This window comes from Limosilactobacillus albertensis (assembly GCF_014145555.1).
Lineage (GTDB): Bacteria > Bacillota > Bacilli > Lactobacillales > Lactobacillaceae > Limosilactobacillus > Limosilactobacillus albertensis.
In genome coordinates this window covers 42915-66308 of sequence record NZ_JACIVD010000062.1, presented here as the reverse complement: position 1 = coordinate 66308, position 23394 = coordinate 42915, and the positions used below count along the sequence as shown (strand labels likewise).

At 38.9% G+C, this 23394-nt stretch carries 25 protein-coding genes; 3 read left to right on the top strand and 22 right to left on the bottom strand.

Going from position 1 to position 23394, the window contains the following annotated elements:
• Window positions 1-140 precede the first annotated feature (140 nt).
• The 16 genes from holA to pdhA form a co-directional block, all read right to left on the bottom strand.
• A complete protein-coding gene (gene holA / locus H5S41_RS05805) occupies window positions 141-1184 on the bottom strand; it encodes a DNA polymerase III subunit delta (RefSeq protein ID WP_182602675.1) in 1044 nt (347 codons plus the stop codon).
• Window positions 1154-3226: a DNA internalization-related competence protein ComEC/Rec2 gene (locus H5S41_RS05800; RefSeq protein ID WP_231833127.1), complete on the bottom strand. Its 2073-nt coding sequence runs from the start codon at window positions 3224-3226 to the stop codon at window positions 1154-1156. The genes holA and H5S41_RS05800 overlap by 31 nt, the downstream gene beginning before the upstream one ends.
• A 204-nt stretch (window positions 3227-3430) precedes the next feature.
• On the bottom strand, window positions 3431-3916 hold the full coding sequence (locus H5S41_RS05795; RefSeq protein ID WP_153710585.1) for a ComE operon protein 2: 486 nt from the start codon (window positions 3914-3916) through the stop codon (window positions 3431-3433).
• Between the two features lie 60 nt (window positions 3917-3976).
• On the bottom strand, window positions 3977-4612 hold the full coding sequence (locus tag H5S41_RS05790; RefSeq protein WP_182602674.1) for a helix-hairpin-helix domain-containing protein: 636 nt from the start codon (window positions 4610-4612) through the stop codon (window positions 3977-3979).
• A gap of 88 nt (window positions 4613-4700) precedes the next feature.
• Window positions 4701-5753, bottom strand: coding sequence for a SepM family pheromone-processing serine protease (locus tag H5S41_RS05785; RefSeq protein WP_182602673.1), 1053 nt, complete (start codon window positions 5751-5753; stop codon window positions 4701-4703).
• A complete protein-coding gene (gene coaD, locus H5S41_RS05780) occupies window positions 5737-6258 on the bottom strand; it encodes a pantetheine-phosphate adenylyltransferase (RefSeq protein ID WP_153710588.1) in 522 nt (173 codons plus the stop codon). Before coaD ends, H5S41_RS05785 begins: the two co-directional genes overlap by 17 nt.
• Window positions 6258-6821, bottom strand: a complete 564-nt coding sequence (gene rsmD, locus H5S41_RS05775; protein ID WP_182602672.1) for a 16S rRNA (guanine(966)-N(2))-methyltransferase RsmD — start codon at window positions 6819-6821, stop codon at window positions 6258-6260. The genes coaD and rsmD overlap by 1 nt, the downstream gene beginning before the upstream one ends.
• Window positions 6818-7102 carry a YlbG family protein gene (locus tag H5S41_RS05770; protein WP_153710590.1) on the bottom strand — a complete coding sequence of 95 codons (285 nt, stop codon included), beginning with the start codon at window positions 7100-7102 and terminating at the stop codon, window positions 6818-6820. Before H5S41_RS05770 ends, rsmD begins: the two co-directional genes overlap by 4 nt.
• A complete protein-coding gene (locus H5S41_RS05765) occupies window positions 7095-8318 on the bottom strand; it encodes an FtsW/RodA/SpoVE family cell cycle protein (protein WP_182597925.1) in 1224 nt (407 codons plus the stop codon). Before H5S41_RS05765 ends, H5S41_RS05770 begins: the two co-directional genes overlap by 8 nt.
• Before the next feature lie 93 nt (window positions 8319-8411).
• Window positions 8412-10256, bottom strand: a complete 1845-nt coding sequence (gene typA, locus H5S41_RS05760; RefSeq protein WP_153710591.1) for a translational GTPase TypA — start codon at window positions 10254-10256, stop codon at window positions 8412-8414.
• A 111-nt stretch (window positions 10257-10367) separates the two neighbouring features.
• Window positions 10368-11141: an inositol monophosphatase family protein gene (locus H5S41_RS05755; protein WP_182602671.1), complete on the bottom strand. Its 774-nt coding sequence runs from the start codon at window positions 11139-11141 to the stop codon at window positions 10368-10370.
• Window positions 11134-11427: a UPF0223 family protein gene (locus H5S41_RS05750; protein WP_182602670.1), complete on the bottom strand. Its 294-nt coding sequence runs from the start codon at window positions 11425-11427 to the stop codon at window positions 11134-11136. The genes H5S41_RS05755 and H5S41_RS05750 overlap by 8 nt, the downstream gene beginning before the upstream one ends.
• A gap of 138 nt (window positions 11428-11565) precedes the next feature.
• The gene (gene lpdA / locus H5S41_RS05745) at window positions 11566-12993 is read right to left on the bottom strand and encodes a dihydrolipoyl dehydrogenase (protein WP_182602669.1); all 1428 of its coding nucleotides are present in this window, start codon (window positions 12991-12993) and stop codon (window positions 11566-11568) included.
• Window positions 12994-12999: 6 nt separating this feature from the next.
• Entirely contained in the window at window positions 13000-14316 is a 1317-nt protein-coding gene (locus H5S41_RS05740) for a 2-oxo acid dehydrogenase subunit E2 (RefSeq protein WP_182602668.1), read from the bottom strand.
• A gap of 33 nt (window positions 14317-14349) precedes the next feature.
• Window positions 14350-15327, bottom strand: a complete 978-nt coding sequence (locus tag H5S41_RS05735; protein ID WP_153710595.1) for an alpha-ketoacid dehydrogenase subunit beta — start codon at window positions 15325-15327, stop codon at window positions 14350-14352.
• A gap of 2 nt (window positions 15328-15329) precedes the next feature.
• Window positions 15330-16436: a pyruvate dehydrogenase (acetyl-transferring) E1 component subunit alpha gene (gene pdhA / locus H5S41_RS05730; protein WP_182597929.1), complete on the bottom strand. Its 1107-nt coding sequence runs from the start codon at window positions 16434-16436 to the stop codon at window positions 15330-15332.
• A gap of 255 nt (window positions 16437-16691) precedes the next feature.
• Here pdhA and def point away from each other — a divergent pair, with 255 nt between their 5' ends.
• Entirely contained in the window at window positions 16692-17252 is a 561-nt protein-coding gene (gene def, locus H5S41_RS05725) for a peptide deformylase (RefSeq protein WP_182597930.1), read from the top strand.
• A 108-nt stretch (window positions 17253-17360) separates the two neighbouring features.
• Here the strand turns inward: def and H5S41_RS05720 are convergent, their stop codons facing one another.
• Window positions 17361-17837: a hypothetical protein gene (locus H5S41_RS05720; RefSeq protein WP_182602667.1), complete on the bottom strand. Its 477-nt coding sequence runs from the start codon at window positions 17835-17837 to the stop codon at window positions 17361-17363.
• Window positions 17838-17974: 137 nt separating this feature from the next.
• Between H5S41_RS05720 and H5S41_RS05715 the strand changes: the two genes are divergently transcribed.
• Both H5S41_RS05715 and H5S41_RS05710 read left to right on the top strand, forming a co-directional pair.
• On the top strand, window positions 17975-18187 hold the full coding sequence (locus H5S41_RS05715) for a DNA-directed RNA polymerase subunit epsilon (protein ID WP_153710599.1): 213 nt from the start codon (window positions 17975-17977) through the stop codon (window positions 18185-18187).
• Between the two features lie 204 nt (window positions 18188-18391).
• Window positions 18392-19336, top strand: coding sequence for a diacylglycerol/lipid kinase family protein (locus H5S41_RS05710; RefSeq protein ID WP_182602666.1), 945 nt, complete (start codon window positions 18392-18394; stop codon window positions 19334-19336).
• A 175-nt stretch (window positions 19337-19511) separates the two neighbouring features.
• On the opposite strand, the gene H5S41_RS05705 is transcribed toward H5S41_RS05710, so the two are convergent.
• From H5S41_RS05705 to H5S41_RS05685, 5 genes are all read right to left on the bottom strand, one after another.
• Entirely contained in the window at window positions 19512-19715 is a 204-nt protein-coding gene (locus H5S41_RS05705) for a hypothetical protein (protein WP_153710601.1), read from the bottom strand.
• 152 nt (window positions 19716-19867) lie between these two features.
• Window positions 19868-21277 carry a LysM peptidoglycan-binding domain-containing protein gene (locus H5S41_RS05700; RefSeq protein WP_182602665.1) on the bottom strand — a complete coding sequence of 470 codons (1410 nt, stop codon included), beginning with the start codon at window positions 21275-21277 and terminating at the stop codon, window positions 19868-19870.
• Window positions 21278-21450: 173 nt separating this feature from the next.
• Window positions 21451-21747: a hypothetical protein gene (locus H5S41_RS05695; protein ID WP_182602664.1), complete on the bottom strand. Its 297-nt coding sequence runs from the start codon at window positions 21745-21747 to the stop codon at window positions 21451-21453.
• Window positions 21740-22090, bottom strand: coding sequence for a hypothetical protein (locus H5S41_RS05690; RefSeq protein ID WP_182602663.1), 351 nt, complete (start codon window positions 22088-22090; stop codon window positions 21740-21742). Before H5S41_RS05690 ends, H5S41_RS05695 begins: the two co-directional genes overlap by 8 nt.
• Window positions 22091-22244: 154 nt before the next feature.
• On the bottom strand, window positions 22245-23387 hold the full coding sequence (locus tag H5S41_RS05685) for a glycerate kinase family protein (RefSeq protein WP_182602662.1): 1143 nt from the start codon (window positions 23385-23387) through the stop codon (window positions 22245-22247).
• Between the last annotated feature and the right edge of the window lie 7 nt (window positions 23388-23394).

The following is a 23394-nucleotide window of genomic DNA, read 5'->3' as shown; positions in this document are numbered from 1 at the left end:
ATAAAAAGAGCAACTATTAATTTTGGTTGCTCTTTTTATTTTTCACTCAAAATGCTAACAATTAGATTATTTTATCCTTACATAACGAAAATCCCTAGAGCTAATTTTGACCTAGCTCTAGGGATTTTTCTAAAAAAATTCTATCTCTTAATTAGTTGTCTTTTATTTTGTTGAGAATATTGCAGCATAAACAACTGAAATAACAATGAAGGATCACGTTGAGTCGTTTTTAATGATTGTTCTATCCGGATTAAACCTAAATAAGCATTTTCAAGACTTTCCATTGAAAAATTACGAATAGTTTTTAAGGCAAGCTTGACTCGGTAAGGGTGAACATTGAGTTTACTTGCTAAACTTCCCTGACTGAGGCCGCGATTGCTTAAGGTTTTAATTTGAATCAATAAACGGAACTGCCCTACTAGAACCGCATTTATTCTTAATGGTGGCTGCTGTCCTTCAAGTAGTTGTTGATATAAATCTAACGCTCTCGTTTGACTATGTTGGAGGACAGCCGTTACTAAGTCGAAAACATTTTCATCTAATGATTGCGGGACTAATGCCGCTACCATTTGTTGATCAATCTTTTTCCCTTGATATGCTAAAATTTTTAATTTTGTCAAATTAGCATTCATCATTTCATAATCTGCATTTGTTCGCTGGACCAATTCATCTAATGCCCCTGACGTAATCTCAAAATCATCAGTTGCTAATTGTTGTGCTACCTTTTGCCGCGCTTGTTGCTCATTAAGGGGACTAGCATCAACTAGGACTGCTGTCTTTTTTAAGAGTTTTACAATTCCTTTGCGTCCATCAAGTTTTTCATAAGGAGCTGTAAATACAAGAACTGTTGACGATTCTGGATGTTCAAGATACTTTTTTAAGCTATCTAAATCATGTTCAACTTTTGAATGTTTTTTTTCGCCTGTTAGAAAAAAGGGCTTATTAACGATAACTAAGCGCCGTTCACCAAAAAAAGGCGTTGCCATCGCGTCATCTAAGGCTACTGCTAATGGTGTAGTTTCCATGTCATAACGCCCAATATTCATAACCCGTTCATTTTCAGGAATAAGTCCCATAAATTTATCAATTGCCTCTTGTTGAAGTACCTGTTGAGTTCCTAAAACTAAATATACCATCGCTGGCGTCTTTGTTTTTAGTTGCGCAGATAATTGGGTAACGTCCATTTTGTTTCATCTCCCCTCAATGTAGTTTTCAATTTTCCTTTTTGACCAAAGTATATATATTGTATCATTCCATAACGTTGCGTCGATAAATAATTTATATTTAACATTTGAAAATGATCAATTGTTATTTTATCTGGGTGATGATACCGATTAAAACGTCCAGCAGAAATTATTGCATACCTAGGGCCAATCGTTTGAAGAAAAGACAGGTTACTAGATGTCTTACTTCCATGATGCCCTGCTTTTAAAATATCAATTTTTAATTGGGGGTATTTTTGAATTACTTTTTGTTCATTTTGCTGATCCAAATCGCCAGTAAAAAGAAAAGTTTTACCACCAAAATTTCCAGTTAAAACCAATGAATCTTCATTTTTCCCTTCTCCAGTTGTAAAAGGATGCAAGACCTGTAATGGCAGCTTAGGAATTTTCACCGTATCAGTCACTGGAATTATCCTTACTGTCCTTTGTTTAGCACTATTAACCTTATTAAGAAAGCTATCCTGCCGTTCCATACCAGCCGGAACAATTATCCATTTCACATTTATATTATCTAAAATTGTTGTTAAGTAACCAATGTGATCTGCATCGTGATGACTCAAATAAATCGCATCTAAATGGTTTATCCCCTTACTTTTTAAGTAATTAATCGTTATTCGTTGTGCATCATTTTGGCGATTTCCTATATTAGCCCACTCAGGCTTCCTAAAGTTTAACTTGCCTCCAGTATCAATCATTAACACACGGCGGTTAAATGGTTCACGAATAATTATGGAGTCTCCTTGACCAATATCAACAAAAGTAACTTCCCCACTAAACGGAAAATGAATAACTCCTCCTGTTATAACATACATTAAAATTAGTGCTTGCCATAATTTGGGTGAAAAGCCTTGAGAGAATACTAATAATGTTAACAAGAATAGTAATATTGCCAATAATAATGGCGGTTTGCCAAAATGAATCATTCCTGGAAAACTTGATAACCAGTCTAACAGGTGTTGAAAATGTTGCAGACCAGCATTAATCACATATGTTAAAAACGGGCAAATCTTAAAACTAAGTGCACCAATTAACACAGCCGGAAAAATAATAGCAGCAAATAACGGAATAATTAAATAACTAACTAAAAAGCTTAAAAAATGCACCTCGTATACGTAACTCAACAATGAGGGTAAACTTATTAAGTTCAAAAAAAGGGATTGTTTAAAGCCATGAATTGATGATGGAAGCACTTGTAATACAAAGGATAATAAATAGCTTAACTGACCCCCTAAAGTTAGCAACAACATTGGGTCAATTACTAAACCGATTAATAAACTAATGGACCACCCATCAAGCGGATCTAAATGAAGATACTCGTGAAGCAATCCTAGTTCCGCCATTATTGTCGCCCGGATTAAACTCGCTGCTCCTCCACCGATAATAAGGTAAACAGGCAATAAAAGAATCAAAAATAAATCAATCATTTCTCTTGTCCACCATAATTGAACCAATATTCGCCGAACTAAAACTGTTAAGAGTACAATATGCATCCCTGAAATACAGAACAAATGCAATAGCCCTAATTTCTTAACACTAATCATTAACTCTGCCGAATTCTCATTACTGTTACCAATGATTAACTGCTGGCAATAGGCATTAATAGGATATGGTAAGCAATCAAAATATAAACTGAGCTTTTTTCTCCATTCATGGCATATTCTCTTCATTCCATGACCTTGCTCAGTGATTAGCGTTATTCGACCAATTCGGAATTCATTACAAATTCGGCGATGGTAGCTATAGTGCAATTTATCAAATTGATTCTCATTTGTATTTGGAATAATTGGTTGGATTTGACCATCAACTTCCCAAACAGAAGTCTTTGTTAGATTATTAATATTATTTGCCTGTTGCCTTGATTTTAGTGAGAAAGAAATTAGTTCCCGTTGCCCAGTACGCAGATCCTTTGCAATTCCCGTCATAAAATTTCCAGAAATCCTTAAATCATCTGGGTATACCAGTAACGTCTGCTTAATTCGCACCCGCTCACTGACCAGTCTCATCGCTAAATTTTGCTTTATTATCAAACAAAAGCCTAGCATTAAAACACATATCAGGCTGCTAATCCCCAGCACTATTTCACGCTTTAATTTAACTAAGCGAAAAAATAGTAATAGCAACAACAAAAATAACCAGTGTGAACCGAAGAAACTAACGGTCACCAATCCAGCAGTCAACGCTGGAAAAATCCAAAAATGATGGATATGCTAATTCTGCTCTGGATTAATGTATTGATCCAGATTTACCTGTTCTAAAATATTACTATCTAACTTAATTTGATGAAGTTCCACATTTTTTAGTTTAATTAATTTCATTGCATAGTCATCATTATGATAATTACGAATATAGTTTATCTCCTTAATCCCAGTCTGTAATAAACTCTTTGTACATTGTAAGCAAGGAAAGTCCGTTACATAAAGACTCGCCCCATCTGCAGAAACGCCAAACTTTGCACATTGTAATAATGCATTCATTTCTGCGTGGATGGTTCGCACACAATGTCCATTTCGTAAATAGCAACCTTCATCTATACAATGATCATCTCCTGCAACAGAACCATTATATCCGCCAGCGATTATTCGCTTATCACGCACCAAAACCGCCCCGACCGACAAGCGATTGCACGTACTCCGCGATGCCAATAATGCTGCCTGAATCATAAAATACTGATCCCAACCAATTCTCTGTTTCATAATATTTCACTCCTCTTTATTTGAAGTATAGTATAGCAAAAACTTTCATCAAATTAAAAATTAGACTGATAAATGATCTTTCAATTTAGCAACCGTCTTATCACCAAAGCCGTTTATCTCTTTTAGCTCTTCAACGTTCTTAAATTGACCGTGTTCCTGGCGATATTGTAAAATCAAATCTGCTTTTTTATCGCCGATTCCTGTAATTTGGCACAGTTGTTCTTTAGTTGCGGTATTTAAATTTACCATTGAAGAGTTAGCAGCTTGGCCTCCATCTACAGAAGAAGTGCCTGTTTCAACTGGTCCTTGAATGGTTTCACCTTGGACCGGTATATAGATCATTTGCTGGTCAGTCAGTTGTTTAGCTAGGTTTACTTGGCGCAAATCAGCATTGGGTAACGGCCCGCCAGCGATACTTAATGCTTCATTTATGCGATCTTCTGCTTTTAATTGATAAACGCCCGGTCTTTTCACCGCACCTTTTATATCAATTGCCACTGATGACTTAGCAGGCTTAGAATTCGTCATACTCTCTCTGCTATCACTACTTGCTAAAACAGCATTAGTATTTGTACTTGAAATAGGTAAATCGTTATCATGGCTGTTAGTTACCCAGTATCCACCAACAGCTGCTATAATCATTAGGATAATTATTTGCAGCCGATACCGGTCCCAAATCGCTGCTAATTGTTCCATCCTTTCACCCCCCTATATTATAAATACGTAAAAATTTAATTTTTGCATTAAAAAAGCGTGATCCAATTCTGGTATCACACTTTTTTAGTTATTTATGTGTCTGTAGGTAGTTTACTGCTTCATCAAAAGAGGTTACTGGAACAACTTTCATTCCTGGAGCATATTTCTTAGCTGCTTTTTTTGCCATTTGATAATTGGTCATATGGTCTTCTTCATATTTTAAGATTTCTTTTGTTGGCTTGATATACGGGGCAAAGAAAATTGTTGCGCCAGCACGATGGGCAGCAATCACCTTTTTATCAATACCACCAATTTCACCTACTGTTCCATCTGAACTTATTGTTCCCGTTCCAGCTATTTTACGACCATGCTGTAAATCTTTACCGCTAATTTGTTGATAAATCTGCAAACTAAACATCAGTCCGCCAGAAGGCCCCCCGTATTGCCCAGCATCAACCTTAACCGGAATTTTCGTTTTTACCTGCATGTTATTCGTTAAAATAATTCCAATTCCAGTTTTATTGGTATTGGCGATTTTAACTAGTGGATGGGTTACCGTTTTAGTTTTACCATCGCGAGTATAGGTAACTGCTAATGGTGTGCCAATTTTTTTAGCAGCAATGTACTTTTGAAATCCTTGCGCCGTATTAAAGTGACGTCCATCAACCTTGGTAATTGTATCGCCGACATGAATATCACGTTTAAATTTGGAATTAGGCTGGACCTGAAGAACATAGATCCCTAAATAATGCCGATCTACTTTCTGATGCGCTGCTTGATAAGCTACCGCAATTGCCTCATTAATTGAGCTATCCATGTAAAACTTTTGGACACGGTCAAAGGTTGCGCTATTTTGTCCCCCTGTTACATCATCGGCACTTTCAATCGACATATATGGTACCATTTTCGCATATAAATAAGTAGCTGGGTGAGCACGCTGAATTGCGACCGAAGTTAACATAAAACTACCCTTATAGCGATCAGGATGTCCCTTTATTTTTACAAATGATTGTAAATCAGCTGCCGTACCTGGACTTTCAATGTATGAATTTAACGGCCAAAACAGGAAACATCCTAATAGTAGAACCAGTCCTAAAACGACACCGATTCGCCGTAATATTACATTATCTTGTTTCTTCATTATCTTGCTTAACCCGTAACATTTCGCGTTCTGCTAACCGTTTTTTCAATGCTTCGTTAATATTGGCTGGTAAGTAAGCAGAAATGTCACCACCAGCTGATGTGACTTCCTTTAGTAAGCTACTTGATAAATGTTGATATTCTGGTTTTGCAAGGAAGAAGACCGTTTCGCATTGATCATCCAAAAAGTTATTCATTGCCGCGATATCCCGTTCATATTGAAAATCGGTTGTATTTCTGAGACCGCGCATTAAATAATCGGCACCAATTCGATTCATAAGGTTAACTGTTAAACCTTCTGTTGTAATAACAGAAACATTATCTAATCCGCTAACTGCTTCTTTAATTTGTGCCACTCGTTCTTCCACGGTAAACAATGGATTCTTGCTCTCGTTTGTCATAACCGCAACTGCCAATTGATCAAACAGGGCACTCCCCCGTTTAATTAGGTCCAAGTGTCCAAGAGTTAATGGGTCAAAGGATCCTGGAAATACTGCAACTTTCATTATTCTGACTTCCTTTCACGTTGATAAATAGTCAATACCGTTATTCCATATTCTTGCCGACGAATAAATCTAAATCCAGATAAATCAGTTGGTAAATTTGCATTTTGATCAGTCTCGGCAACTATAATGGCGTCATCTGCCAACAAATCATTCTCTACCATTTTTGTTAAATCATCAACAATTTGTTGCTTAGCATATGGAGGGTCTAAAAATACTAAATTAAATCTTAAACCATCTTTTTTAAATAAATTTAATGCTTTATGGGCATCCATCTTATAGACATCAAACTGTTCCTCGTGCTTTGTAACAGCAATATTCTTTTTAATCGTTTTAATCGCTTGATACTGACGGTCAACAAGAACTGCCCGCTTAATACCACGTGAAACGGCTTCAATACTCAAACCGCCACTTCCCGCATACAAATCAAGACTTGTTCCTTCATCAAAATAAGGACCAATAATATTAAATAAAGCTTCTTTCACTTTATCTGTTGTTGGTCGTGTTGCCATTCCAGGAACAGCACTAAGTTTACGACCACCAAAGTCTCCTGCAACTATTCTCATTTCTTATCATCCTCATCATGTAGTCGATAAAGTCCTGTTACTTCAAGATCCGTTAAAGTTGGATCTAAATCTGGGCGTGCTGATAATTCGACTTTCCTTACCGCACGTAATCGACTTACCTTTTCCTTTATCTTTTCAACGTCACTCTGGTCTACATACATTACCACATAATGCATTCGGCGTGAAATGTAATCAATTTGGCCATAGTGACGCAGTGCCCGAATTACACGGTTATTATTAATATAAATTATTAGCGATCGACGCGGAATTAATTTAAACATCCTTTTCGCCTCCCGCTTCTGGAATAAATGGCTTTCCCATCACTAACCGTTCACGATTTTGCTGCATACTAATATTCATTACAATTCCGACAGTAGCTGATAAGATCAACATACTTGAACCACCATAGCTAATAAATGGAAAAGTAACACCTGTAATCGGCAATAAGCCGAGAACCCCACCAATATTAAAAAGTGTTTCAACCGTCAAAAATGTAGCAGAGCCGTAGCAAATCAATGTTTCATATAAACTGTCAGCACGGACCCCAACCTGAATTATCCGACAAATCAAAAATAATAAGGTAACCAAAATCACAGTAACACCTACTAATCCTAGTTCTTCACTAGTAATCGACATAATGAAATCGGTGTTTGGTTCTGGAAGATATCCTAACTTTTGGATACTATTTCCAAGACCAACACCAAATACGCCACCGTTACTAATTGCATAATAGGAGTTAACCAGCTGGCTTCCTGACCCGCTCGCATTCCCAAACGGATTTAAGAAAGCGACAAAACGAGCAACTTGATATCCGCCACCCTGAAGCATTCCAGTTTCCACTAGTCTTTCAAGGCCCAGATAACCTACAGCAGGTAACACAAGAATTATCCCTAATCCAAATCCCCACTTATAATCAGCTGCTAAAAGCATAATAGCAATAATTGCGGCATTAATTGCCATCCCCCCGATGTCAGGTTGAATCACAATTAAGCCAAGAAATACAATTACAATTAGCCAGGGTCCTTTAGCATCAGTCGTAAAATGCTGTCCACGTTGACGAATTTTATCCATGCGATCTGACAAATACAAAATAAAATACAATTTGCAGATTTCAACTGGCTGGATATTAAAGAATCCTAAAGATATCCAGCCCTTTGCCCCATTAACCGCCCTACTAAATACTAGTACGATTACAAGGAGCGCACCGACCACTAACGTTGAATCACGTAAAAACTTCGGCGTACGGTAATGTCTTAAAGGATAATTAGCTAAAATTGCCATTACCGTTACACCTATTAAGACATATATTGTTTGTTTTATTAGATATCCTAGCGGCGATCCACCATTTTGCATCTCAATGGAAGCACTCGCAGAATAGACCATTACAATTCCAATCAAACATAAAGCAAGGTATGGGACTAAAATGTAATAATCAAGGTAGCGGATATTATTCCATACAGAACGAATCTTACGGAATCTTAGTTTCTTTTTACTCACAAAGTGCACCTACCTAAAGATAAAATACAACCATTATTATACAACAAAAAAAAGCCTGAGAAGCCAGTCAGCCTCCCAAGCTTTTTTAAATATTTACTTCCGTGAAGCAGCACGACGACGTTTTGCTTCCTTTTCCCGTGCATTAGTATTAAGAATCTTTTTCCGAAGACGAATATTTTCAGGTGTAATTTCACAATATTCATCCTCGTTTAAGAATTCAAGTGATTCTTCAAGGGAGAAGTGAGTAGGAGTCTTGATATGAGCCATTTCGTCTGAACCTGCAGCACGAACGTTTGTCAAGTTCTTACCCTTAGTGATGTTAACAGTGATGTCATTTTCACGACTGTTTTCACCAACAATCATACCTTCATATACTTCCGTACCTGGATCAATCAATAACTGTCCACGGCTTTCAATACCCATCATTGCGTAGGTAGTAGCCTTACCAGCATTCATTGAAACAAGGGTACCCTTTTGACGACCAGGGTTCCAGTTCTTAATAACTGGGGCGTACTTTTCAAAAGTATGGTTCATAATCCCGTATCCACGAGTCATTGTCATAAATTCTGTAGAGTAACCAATTAATCCCCGTGAAGGTGCCAAGAAAATCAACCGAGTTTGACCGTTCTTAGAAGGTTCCATGTTCTTCATTTCACCTTTTCGCTTAGCTAAACTATCAATTACGGCACCGGTGTACTCATCTGGTGTATCAATTTGAACTTCTTCAAATGGTTCACACATTGTACCATCAATTTCACGATAAATAACTTCTGGACGAGAAACTTGAAGTTCATATCCTTCACGACGCATTGTTTCAATCAAGATGGAGAGGTGTAACTCACCACGACCAGAAACAGTCCATGCACCTGGCTCATCAGTGTCATCAACACGTAATGAAACATCTGTGTGCAATTCATGGCGTAAGCGATCTTCAAGTTGACGAGCAGTAACAAACTTACCTTCACGGCCGGCAAATGGTGAATCATTAGTCCGGAATGTCATTTGAAGTGTAGGCGGATCAATTCGTAATGGAGTAAGTGCTTCTGGGTGGTTTGGATCAGTAACAGTTTCACCAACATTAATATCTTCCATCCCTGAAACAGCAATCAAGTCTCCAGCCTTTGCTTCTTGAATCTCAAGACGCTTCAAACCGAAGAAACCAAAAAGCTTAGTAACACGGAAATTATGCTTGGTACCATCAAGCTTCATAACAGTAACGTTATCACCAACCTTGATCTTACCACGAACAACACGACCAATACCGATTCGACCAACGAAATCATTGTAATCCAAGATGGCAACTTGGAATTGAAGCGGTTCATCAGAGTTGTCAATTGGTGCTGGGATTGTCTTGATGATGGTATCAAATAATGGCTTCATGGTGTGTTCTTGCGTAGAAACATCTGAATCATAACTTGAAGTACCGTTCATTGCAGAAGTATAAACAACTGGGAAGTCAAGCTGATCTTCATCAGCACCTAATTCAATAAAGAGGTCAAGTACTTCGTCAACAACTTCTTCAGGACGTGCACCTTTACGGTCAACCTTATTAATTACAACGATTGGTGTTAAGTGCTGTTCAAGTGCCTTCTTAAGAACAAACCGTGTTTGAGGCATTGTTCCTTCAAATGCATCGACAACAAGCAATACACCATCAACCATCTTCATAACACGTTCAACTTCACCACCGAAGTCCGCGTGTCCTGGTGTATCCAAAATATTAATTTGATGGCCTTCATATTTAACAGCAGTATTCTTTGAAAGAATAGTAATACCACGCTCACGTTCAATAGCGTTAGTATCCATCGCACGATCTTCAATTGAAAAGTGTTCTGGTAAAGTATCTGATTGCTTTAACATTTCGTTAACCAAAGTAGTCTTACCATGGTCAACGTGGGCAATAATCGCAATGTTACGAATGTCGTCACGAGTTTTCAAAACTTGATTCTCCCTTTCGTCATATCATTATTTTATTAAGTCGAACAGCAGCGGCTTATCAATAGCCAATTTCATAAAAAAACTGTGACATCGCGGTCACAGCCTCGACAACTAATTGATGATCTGTCGAATGTCTCGACTAACCTGCCTCGTTGCTACTAATACAAGATTAGATGATAACACATTAATGGATCGACCGTCAATCGATTTCACAACTAAGCCTAATTCTTCTGCCAACATTCGGCCAGCAGCAAGATCCCATGGCTTTAAATTAGAAATATAAGCACCCAGCTGCCCAGTAATTACATCAATCATTTCAATTCCAGCACTGCCATACATTCTTAAGCCGATTGCTTCTTGTGCGACCTCTTTCAATGATGAGTTACCGCTCAAAGTTAGCGTTCGATTCATTGCTAAAAGACTTTCACGCAGGCCGAGATCCGCTGGCTGATTAAGCTTTTTATCATTAACATAGACACCATCCCCACGACGTCCATGATAAAGGCGGCCGTTAATTACATCAAGAATATAACCAAGTACCGGACCGCCATCAATATATAATGCCAGCATAACAGCAAAATTATTGTGCTGTTTAACAAAATTCATTGTTCCATCAATGGGGTCAACAATCCACACATGTCCTTGCATGTTAGTTATTTGGCGGTCACCAAATCCCTCTTCACTTAAAATCTGACTATCTGGATCAATTTTACGCAATTGATTGTTTATCAACTGTTCATTTTCGCGATCAATTGTCGTTACTAAATCCGTATAATTCGTTTTTGTATCAACCTGATAGTTTTCTCCCATTTTTTCAAATGCATTTTGACCCGCCTGACGAACTATTTGCTGGGCTTGCTGATCTAACTCTTTAATACTAATCATTTTCTCGCCCAACCATTTTAATTTTCTTATCTGACGATTCTTGCGCCGCTTTTACAACTTGATAGAGAACATAACCAGAACTCTTTTCAAATTCTCGGCCAAGCTGCTTTTCTTCAGCTTTTGAAGGAACAACCTGCTTAAACGTACGGTAACAGTCTAAGATTTTACTACGGTCAATGCCGACTTCATAAGCATCCTCAACCGCACGAAACATGGCAATTACCTGTTCCATTTCTTTAGTTGTCCATGATGGATCAAGCGGATAACTATAGTTTTGTGAATTCATTCTTTGACCCTCCATTATTTTGCTACTTGTATTATACAATCCAATCTAAAAATTAGAAACTAAGGACAATAAAAAGAATACAAAAAAGTTCAGAACGAGTATTTTTCGTCCTGAACTATTTTTTTAGGAAAGATTCTGTTAAATATGAGTTGGGAACCCAAGTGCAATATCTGCAGCTTCTTGAACCGGTTCATTCAATGTTGGGTGCGGATGAATTGTTAAAGCAACATCTTCAACATTCATACCGCAGTTAACGATTAATGAAAGTTCCCCTGCAAGATCACTTACTCCTGGGCCAACACCTTGAGCACCAATAACGTTCTTCTTATCTTTAGTGTAAATAAGGCGGATAAATCCTTCAGGTGAGTCAAGAGAAACCGCACGAGCGTTACCAGCAAATGGGAATTGAGCTGTTGATACTTCAATACCCTTATCCTTTGCTTGATCTGCCGTCATGCCGACTTGAGCCAATTCAGGATCAGCAAAACAAACCATTGGCACGCCAACCCAGTCATTTGCTGTATTCTTACCTGAAATTGCTCCTGCAGCGGTTTTTGCTTCAAAGAACGCCTTATGAGCTAAAGCAGGTCCTGGAACAATATCACCAATTGCCCAAATACCAGGTACATTAGTCCGCCCTTGTTGGTCAACGATTACTTGATGGTGGTCATTAAGTTTAACACTGGTCATGTCAAGACCAAAGTCATCAGTATTTGGCTTACGACCTACCGATACCATACAATAGTCAGCCTTAATACTCTTTTCTGCACCATCTACTTCATAAGTAACGGTTACGCTGTCATCATCTTGTTGAGAGTTCTTAGCCATCGCTTTTGTTACGATGTCAACACCCTTCTTTTCAAGATTCTTAACAACGATATCAACCATATCATGGTCAAAGCCGCCCAGGATTGAGTCTGTACCTTCAATAATTGTTACATGAGCTCCTAAGTTAGCATATGCCCCAGCTAACTCAGTACCAATGTAACCACCACCGATAACAACTAGTTCACTTGGTACTTCTTTAAGGTTAAGTCCACCAGTTGAGTCAATAACCCGACCTTCAAATTTAAAATGAGGGATTTCAACTGGACGACTACCGGTTGCCAAGATTAGGTTCTTCCACGCAATTGTCCGACCATTATCGTTGTCCATAAATTGTTTAGGACCCGGCTTAATAACCCGAAGCTGGTGATCATTATCAAGAATTGCTTCTCCATCGATAATTTCAACTTTATGCTTCTTTAAGAGCATCTTAACACCACGAGTCATCCGGTCAACAACCTTGTGATCCTTCCAGTCTTGGGTCTTTGTGAAGTCTAATTTGGCATCAGTCTTTGAAATTCCATAAACTGAAGAATCAAGTGTTTGTTGATAACGGTGTCCTGCCGCAATAAGCGCCTTTGAAGGAACACAGCCCACATTCAAGCAAACACCGCCAAGACCTGGATCACCCTTTTCAATTAAAGTAACTTTTTGTCCTAATTCAGAAGCACGAATAGCGGCAACATAACCACCAGGACCTCCACCAACGATTACTGTATCTTTTTGTTCAACATCAGCCATATTATCCTAAGCCTCCAACGCAAGCAATTCAGGGTCATGCAATAACTTCTTCAAGTAATTAAGGGCATTTTGTCCCAAACCACCATCAATTAACCGGTGATCAACAGTCAATGACAGCTTCATCATGTGACCAACAACAATCTCACCTTGTTCGTTAACAATAGGTTCAGTAGCAATTGTACCAACACCTAAAATAGCAACTTCTGGCTGGTTGATGATTGGAGTAAACCATTTACCGCGCATTGAACCGATGTTAGAAATCGTCATTGATGTACCAGCCATTGAATCTGGACTCAACTTGTTATCTTCAGCTGCTTGAGCATTATCTGCGATTTCCTTTGCGATTTCAATCATGCTATTTGAGTCAGCCTTTTTGATGTTTGGTACATATAGGCCATGATCAGTATTTGTAGCAATCCCAATGTTGTAGTAATGCTTTTGAACTAATTCCATTGTGCTGTCGTCGATTGAGCAGTTAAACTCTGGGAACTTCTTCATCGTTGCCACTAACGCCTTAACTACATATGGTAAGAAGGTTAAGTGAACACCTTGTTCTGCGGCAACTGGCTTGTACTTCTTACGTTGAGCCATTAACTTAGAAACTTCAACATCATCAAACAATGTAATCATTGGGCTAATTTTAACGGAATCACGCATGTTTTTAGCAATAATTTTCCGCATATTAGATAGTGGCTCACGTGTTTCAGCGTCTTCACCAGCACCTTTGTATGGCTTAATCGTGTTTCCGGCAGCTTTAGCAGGAGCAGCTGATGTAGCAGCTTTCTCGCTCTTAGCAGGTGCAGTTGCGGCCGCTCCATTAAAGTTATCAATATCTTCTTTAAGGACTTGTCCATGATTACCGCTTGGTTGGACAAGGGAAATATCAACACCCTTATCACGTGCATATTGACGAACAGAAGGCATTGCCATTACTAACTTATTAGGTTCAGCTAATGGTGCAACTCCCCCTTGAGCTGGTGCAGGACTTTCTTCTTTAGCAGCTGGTGCCTCTTCTTTTGGCTCCTCTGCTGGTGCTTCATCATCATCGCTATCTTCAACTTCTACATTCGTACTTGTTTCAGACTTACCATCATCGATTTCAGCAAGCTTGTCGCCTTTCTCTACATGGTCATCTTCATTAACAAATAACTTAGTAACGGTTCCATCAACTGGTGATACCAACTGAGTAGTTGACTTATCAGTTTGGATTTCGATTAAAGCATCATCCGCCTTAATTTTGTCACCTTCTTTAATGAGCCAAGATGCAACGTCACCTTCAGTTAAACCTTCACCCATTTCTGGTAATCTAAAAATATATGCCATATCGTATTATCTTCCTTTCTAATCCACACTCTATTAGTAGTTAACTACTTCACGTGCGGCATCCTCAATTTCACGTGCTCCTGGAAGCCATACATTTTCGGCTTGTGGGAATGGGTAAACTGAGTTAGGAGCTGCAACTCGGGTAACTGGTGCGTCAAGGTACATAATTGCCCCTTCAGAAATTGCTGAAGCTACTTGTGCACCAACACCAGCCATCTTTTGTGCTTCTTGAGCAATAACAACCCGATGAGTCTTCTTAAGCGATTCAAAAATTGTATCTGTATCAAGTGGATAAAGCGAACGTAAGTCAATGATTTCAGCTGAAATATTATCCTTTTCTAACTTCTTAGCAGCCTTTTGTGCTTCAGAAACTTCCCCACCATAAGCAATAATCGTTACATCCGTTCCTTCTTGGACAACATTAGCCTTATCCAACGGAACAGTGTATTTATCGTCTGGAACTTCGCCTTTTACAGAACGGTAAAGACGGAGGTTCTCAAGGAATAGAACTGGATCATTATTTTCAATAGCTGAAATAATTAATCCTTTGGCATCATATGCTGAACTTGGAGCAACAACCCGTAATCCTGGAATACCAACGAAGAAGTTTTCAAGATCATCCCCGTGTAATTCAGCAGTATGAGTTCCACCACCATAAGGAGTCCGGATAGTAATCGGTGCATGACGAGTACCATTGTATTGGAAACGCATCCGTGACATCTGAGCAGCAATTGAGTCCATTGCTTCAAACGTAAAGCCCATAAATTGAATTTCTGGAACTGGACGCCAACCAGTAGCTGCTAATCCAATTGACATTCCTAAGATACCTGATTCGGCAAGCGGTGTACTGAATACCCGGTCAACACCGTACTTTTCCTGAAGACCATTTGTAGCCCGGAAAACACCACCATTTTTACCAACATCTTCACCGAATACTAAAGTCTTAGGATCTTCGGCTAAAGCAATGTCAATACCTTCAGTAATTGCTTTGATATAAGTCTTTTTAGCCATGATTACTTCGACTCCTTTTCTTCGTACTTCTTAATCTGTTCTTTAATATCTGGAGTTGGAACTTCAAATGTCCGCTTCAACATATCGCTAACCTTTTCTGGTTCTACAGAGTCAGCTTCCTTCATTGCTTCTTTAAAGCTTTGTTTGCATTCATCAATATACTTTTGTTCTTCATCTTCAGACCAAAGATTCTTCTTAGTCAAGTACTTGCGAAGCCGAATTAGCGGATCCTTATCAAACCATGGCTTTGTTTCCTCATCTGTCCGGTAACGACTAGGATCATCACCGGCAGAACTGTGTGCACCAAACCGGTAAGTTAACGTTTCAATTAACACAGGACCATTACCGGCAGCGGCAAATTCACGAGCTTCCTTAGCAACTTCATAACAAGCCAAGACATCCATTCCGTCAACTTGAACGCCAGGGATACCAGCAGCAACACCCTTTTGTGCAATTGTTTGTGCTTCAGTTTGTAACTTACGTGGGAATGAAATAGCCCAGCCATTATTTTGAATAATAAATACGGCAGGTGCTTGGAATGCGCCAGCAAAGTTCATCCCTTCATAAGTATCACCTTGTGAAGAACCACCTTCACCAGTATAAGCATAGGCAACAGTATCTTCTTCACCGTTTTTCTTAATTCCAAGTGCACCACCAGCCATTTCGACCATTTGAGCACCGATAATAATTTGTGGACGAAGAGCTCGCGCATCAAAAAGGTTCCCTTTGATGTGACCCTTTGACCATAAGTACATTTGAGCAACTGTTGCCCCGTGTTGAATTAGTTGTGGCAAGTCACGGTATGCTGGGAATAAGAAGTCTTGCTTCTTAAATGCAGCAGCAGTCCCCATTTCAGATGCTTCTTCACCCCAGGTTGGTGCATAAAAGCCTAAACGACCTTGCTTAGAGAAACTCATTGTTTGTTCATGCAAAGCACGTTCCCAAACCATTTTCTTCATTAAATCAACTAATAAATCATCACTGAAATTAGCCATTAGGTCCTTGTTTACAACGTTACCGTTTTCATCAAGAATCTGTACAGGCTTTGCATATGGAGCCCCTTCATTGGCTTTAATCTCAGCAAAATTAACAGCTTTGGTATTGGCCATATTTAACATTCCTTTCCAAATCCAATTAACATCATGTAAGCGATTGCCTACCTACATTTCTAGTATAACTGATTGTTTGAATAATACAATCGCTTTCATGAACTTAATCAACGAAAATGTCGCAATTTCTCGTCAAAAGTAAACGTTTCCGTTAAAAAATAATATTCTTTTAACTAAATATATCTTTATTAGCAATTTCTGGTAGATATGATAGACTAATATATGACGAATTTTTAAATGGAGGTATAGTGAGTAATGTATTTAATGAAAGATATTACCCGTGATGGCAACCCTGTTTTGCGCAAACGGGCTGCTAAGGTCTCATTTCCTCTATCTGATGAAGACCAAAAATTAGCAAAAGATATGATGCAATATCTAGAAGTTAGCCAAGATCCCGAGTTATGTGAAAAATATAAATTACGGGCTGGCGTTGGGCTTGCCGCTCCACAAGTTGGCGTTTCAAAACAAATGGCTGCTGTATTAGTCCCTTCACCAGACGAGAATGGCGAACCATTATTCAAGGATGTAATTATTAACCCAGTAATTGTTAGCGAATCTGTTCAATACGGTGCGCTTACAGAAGGCGAAGGTTGTCTCTCAGTTGATAAAGACGTTCCTGGATATGTTCCACGTCATGACCGAATTACTTTACGTTATCAAGACGTTGACGGCGAAACACATAAGGTTCGGCTAAAGCATTATCCAGCAATTGTTTGCCAACACGAAATCGATCATTTACATGGCGTCCTTTTTTATGATCACATCAATAAGAAGCAGCCATTTGAAGCTCCTGCTGATACGGTAATGATTAGTTAGCAAAAACTATTTGTAAAACTGTATTACATATTTATCGATATAAAAAGTACCCGGTAATCGTTAGGTCTCTACCTAACAATTACCGGGTACTTCATTTTATCATTCTCTTTACTTGCTGTTTTGATTTAAGCGTTTTAAATCATCAATGTATTCAACCGTTGCTTCATTAACTAAATATGCTATGTCAATGTGAAGGATCCCCTCATAGGTCCACCAATCAGTTATTACAAATGCTTGCTTAGCTTTAGGCGCCGTTTGCAGATGATGTTGTTTTGCATACTCATCAAGCAAACTTGCTAACTTTTGTTTAGTAAAGTCATCTAAACTAATATCAGCCTTTTTATAGTCAAAGTGATATTCAAATGCAAGAACACCTTTCCCCCATACATCTGCAACAATCTGCGAGTCGAGACTCTTATTCCAATGAAGCAATTCCCTTAAACAATCATTTAAGGCCGTATCAGTTACCCTTTGTGCATTATTTCTAACCATCATTGTTGCTCGGTTAAGAACTAACCGGTGAATTGCGAGATAAAGGATAATAACAATTATTGCCGCAATAAAGCATATTATAAATATACTCATTTCCAAACACCTCTTTGACCTTTACTTTTATTTAATAATACCATGTTAGGAAAATTTAGGACACATTAGGTCATATGTGATAGAATAAGTAAGGTAAATTACTGCATAATATCTTTAATTAAGGAGTTTTTAACAGTATGACTTTTAAAGTATACTACCAAGCTGATAAGACTAAACGTCCAGTTCGTGAAAACACTCAATCATTATACCTCGAAGCTGATTCAGAAGCTGAAGCACTATTAATGGTTGAGCATAATACAGATTATAATATCGAATTTGTAGAACAACTTGATGAAAAGGCCCTTGCATACGAAAAGCAAAACCCTAATTTCAAGCTAACGACGTTTTAATCTTTAATTATTAACCGTGAGGCTGGGAGAAAGCAAATATTTTCTCCCAGCCTCAACAATTTAACAAACATTAGTAAGATAATGCGGAAACCAACCACAAGATTTGGCATAACAAACAGCTTGTACCGTGCCAGCCTTGTTAGGGAAGGCTATTCCCCATTCTCTTATTCTTCGCTTTTTAGCATTATCAAAGGAGGAATATTGATGAATTATTCCATCATCCTCAACCGTCATGCTGGTAATGGCAATGCTGAAAAGGCATGGGCCACTATCAAGCCGCTTCTAGATCAACAACAAATCGATTATCATATGGAAACGACTAAGTATCCTAATCATGGAGAATATCTTGCAAGTCAAATTGCTCAATCCCACTCTGCAGCTTCATCTATTGTTATCGCAATTGGTGGTGATGGGACATTACATCAGGTTGTTAATGGCTTAATGAAAACTGCTAAGCAGTTGGATAAAGCGCCTCTCCCTGTTGGCTATATCCCTGCTGGTACCGGTAACGATTTTGCTCGCGCCTATGGAATTTCTTTACATCCGCATCAAGCATTAAATCAAATTTTGACTGCCAACAAATCGCAGTTCATTAATATCGGTCACTACCATGAAGCAATTCGCGGGGAAGATGGCTACTTCCTTAATAATTTAGGAATTGGTTTTGATGCTGCGATTGTTAGTCGTGCTAATACTTTCAAGTCGCGTCATAAAAAGAACCATATCGGTCGATTTACTTACTTGCAAAAAGCAATCGGGGTTATGTATGATCAGGAGCCTTTCACGTTAATGATTCAGCAGGATCGCAAGCGATTTATTTTTCCTAAAGCATATATTGCAATTGCTAGTAATCATCCATTCATTGGTGGCGGTTTTAGAGTTGCCCCTCATGCCTCGCTAACTAAGCCGTCACTAGAGTTAGTGGTTGCTGAACGAAAAAATTGGCCGCTAACTACCTGGCAATTGCTTCAATTAACAAGGGGAAAACTTGATCAATCACGGTTTGCTCATCATTTTCAGGGTAATAACCTTCATATTACAACTACTTCACTTGAATTCAGCCAGACGGACGGGGAAGAAATGGGCAATCGGTTTATCGACATTGCTCTCAATATAACACAGTATCCAATTTGGCAAACACAGAAATAGATAAGACGATAAATTATAATATAAATTCTATTGCCAAGATAAAACACAAATAGGGTTCCAGCAGTCGGCAAATCCGATTTCTGGAACCCTATTCTTTATACTTCTTACAACAAAAGCGTGAGAAGGAAGCAATAAATAGCTTCTGTCACGCTTTCTTTTTAGTCATATTTATAGTTTAGTCTTCAGAAGCTTCCATTGCTTCTAGAATAATTCGTAACTGACTGCACTCCTCACGTAAGGACTGCATCTCTTCACCATATTTTGGCTGAATAGTAACAGTTTGGGTACCTGCGCATTGCTGTCCCTCTTGTTTGCATAAATCATCTAAGCGAGACTGCGCACGGTATAAATCTTCTTCAATTTCATGTTTGTTACTCATATCTAACACTCCCCAATAAATGTGAAATATTTTTAGAGCAATACTGGAATTGCAATATAAGTAAGATAACACGAGTACAGAAGAATGTTAACCCCTTTTAAGTTACATCTTTGTTACTATCTAATGAAAAGTTTCTAATAATCTATCAACGATTATTTAACAGTTCCGGCAAAACTTGGATTGAAGTATGGACTAATAGTGTAAGTAGCAACATTAGTCCCCGGCTTAGCAGCAGCTACATATTGATTATTTCCGGTATAAATTGCAGTATGATAAGTTGATCCGTGGTTCCCCCAGAACAGAAGGTCACCCGGTTTAGCCTCACTAACAGGGTGCTGGTCAACACAATTTTCAAGCGCACCTGTATAGTGTGGTAACTGCTTTCCTTCTGCATTGGCATAAACATACTTAACCAAACCAGAACAATCCATGCCACTGAGGTTTTCACCGCCCCATACATATGGAACACTATTAGAATTAGCAATCTTGGTAGCTAGACTAACAACCGACCCGTGTTGAAGATCTTGACCGGCATTAGGTGCAGCTTGTTGTACTGGTTGATTAGTTACCTGTGATTGTTGCGGTTGAGCCTCTGATGCTGCAGCTGGCTGTTGTGAAACAGGAGCAGCATTGCTTTGTGGTGCAACAGTTGCTTGTGAAGCCGGAGCCGTTTGTGCCACCGGTGTTTGACTTGCTACTGGAGCTGCCTGAACAAATGATTGACCATATAGCACAGTATTATTAACAGCAGTTGAAGCAGGTTGCATTTGTGGAGCAGCACTGTTATTAGCTAAAGCAGATGTTGGTTGAGCATTATCAGTCTGTACCGCACTAGCTGCTTCTACCTTGTTGTTAACTGCTGTTGAACCTGCCGTAGAAACAGCACTTTGTACGTTAAGGACAGCTACAGATGAAGCATCACTGGTTACGGCAGCAGAACTGGCTGCGTTTTGATAATTGCTGTCAGCTACCGGTTGTTGCACAACTGCAGAGCTAGAAGCTACTTGAGTACTAGTGACAGCTTGTTGAGATGCCGGACTTGCATTAGTTGCTTGTACTTGACTTGCTGAAACTGGCGCGGCTTGTTGTTGTGGTTGCTGAACCGCTGCTGCAGAAGCAACTGGTCCTGTTACACTTAATTGCTGACCAATGTATAAGGAATCATTAGCACCTAGGTTATTCCAAGCCATCAATTGATTTACCGTAATATTATACCGGCTAGCAATTGAGCTAAGAGTATCACCAGGTTTAACAGTATAGCTGCCATCAGCATTTAAATCTGTACTTGCATCATGGACAGATGGTAGCGTTAATTGTTGACCAACCGTGATTAAATCAACGCTATCACTTAGCTTCTTAACTGATGGGTTTGCTTGTTCTAACGCACTAACTGAAAGTCCATGCTGTTTAGCAAGCCCCCAAATCGTATCCCCCGTCTTAACTGTTAGCTGTTCAGCGTTTACAGCTTGCGTCGATACTGCCAATAAACTGAGGGCACTAACTGCTCCCGCAACGACCCCGTGAGACCGATGACTATTCGAATGATGTGTTCTTTTACTCATATAAATAAAACACCCTCCCAAAAATCCTCAAAATAAATAAACAAACAATAAAAAAGTGAAATACACAATTTAACTTTACCATTATTTTCCAAAAGCGTATAGCAATTATTAGAGTGTTCTTAAAAAACGTTACTTTTTCTTAAGAAATAAATCTAAGCCTGGTAAAGCAAGGTTTAATTCATCATTTCATTTTTTACATGATCCATTCGGCTTACTAATAATAATTCAATAATCGTAATAATACTCATTAATAAGATGGAATAGCGGCTAGTTGTTAAAAAAATAATAATTGCAAGAATACATAAAACCCAGTTTAACCACCTTTCTTGACGAATAACGCGGACAAAATCCTTCGTAATTTTATCTGGACGCTGACTTGCCAAAAAGCCCAACTGGCCATGTAAACGATTTTCCCAAATCACCAGGCCTAGAAAGGCAATTGAAATAATAAAGGTTATTAAACTATTCATCTTTTTCCTCACTATCATCAGCATGGATCGTCTTATTATTTGCTTGCGATTCATTATATCGCGCTGACAAAATTTGCTGGTATTTCTCCATAATTACTTTATCAATTGGCGTGTCATTAAGAGTTGGGTATTTTTTCTTAATCTCATCTAAAACTTCATCTGAAAAATCATAAATGGTCTTTACTTCTTTTTCACCATTAAGAAAGGCCATCGTTTCATCATAGTCAAGTGTAACTAAATCACGCTGGGTACGATCAGCATCTGGCTGGTGAAGTACATCTGGGTCATCTTTCAGATCCTCACGAAAGCCATTTTCATCATATTGATAATTATTTTCTTTCATTTTAATTTAAACTCCTCAATTATCTTCCAACTTATTATACGGTCTTTAAGATTCTAAGCCAAGTTAGTAGTTGTTAATAATTGCACCATTACAAAAATAGTGAGAAACACTCTTCTCATCAAAGAAAGTTATTTCCCACTATTTTTATTTCTTATTAACTGCTCGCCTTAATTAAACGCGCAACATTTTCTGCTGTCCGTGCAATATCTGCAGGTGCATCTATTAGTGCTTGCTTTAATGGCTTAGCACCTTCTGGAGTAGCAAAAATTGCATCGATTGCTGTTGATGAATATAGTTCATCTACACCTTTACCAATATTTCCTGCTAAAACAATTACTGGAGCATCGGGTGCAACCTTTTTCGTTGCTTGGGCGACTCCATACGGCGTTTTACCAAATCTTGTTTGGAAATCGATTCCGCCCTCACCGGTAAAAACATAGTCAGCACCAATCGCCTTTTTTCGTAACTGGGTTGCTTCAATAACTAATTCCACTCCCCGTTTCATGATTGCTCCTGTAAAAGCCACTAATCCTGCGCCAAGCCCGCCTGCAGCTCCAGCTCCTGCAATTCCTTCAACATCGGCACCGCCACATTCAACAATCTTTTGGGCATAATGATGGAGGTTCTTATCCAACATATCAACCATCTTTTCATCAGCCCCTTTTTGCGGTCCAAATACCGCCGCTGCTCCATCTTTTCCAGTTAAGGGGTTAGTAACATCTGATGCAACTTGAATGGTTACCTTTTTTAATCGTGAATCTAAGTGAGTGAAATCTATTTGCGCCAGGTCCTTTAATGCACCACCGCCTAAGCCAATTTCACGGTTATCAGCGTCAAGTAAACGTGCTCCAAGAGCTTGCGCTAATCCTGCCCCACCATCAACGGTTGCACTTCCGCCAATTCCAATAATTATTTTCTCAACACCATGATTAAGGGCATCTTTAACCAGCTCTCCGGTCCCATATGTCGTCGTAATGAGGGGATTGGCAGTATTTTCATCAACAAATTGGAGGCCGCTTGCTGCTGCCATTTCAATTACTGCTGTTTTACTATTACCAAGGAGGCCATACTCAGCAGCAACTAACTTATTTAACGGGTCATGGACGCGAGCAGTTACTTTTCGGCCATCAGTAGCGTCAATTAAGGATTGGACAGTTCCTTCGCCACCATCAGCCATTGGAACTAAAACGTATTCGACATCTGGATAAACTCTCTTAATTCCATCGGCTATTACTTCGGCAGCTTCCTTTGCCGTTAGTCCGCCCTTAAATGAATCCGGCGCAATTACAAACTTCATCACTGAT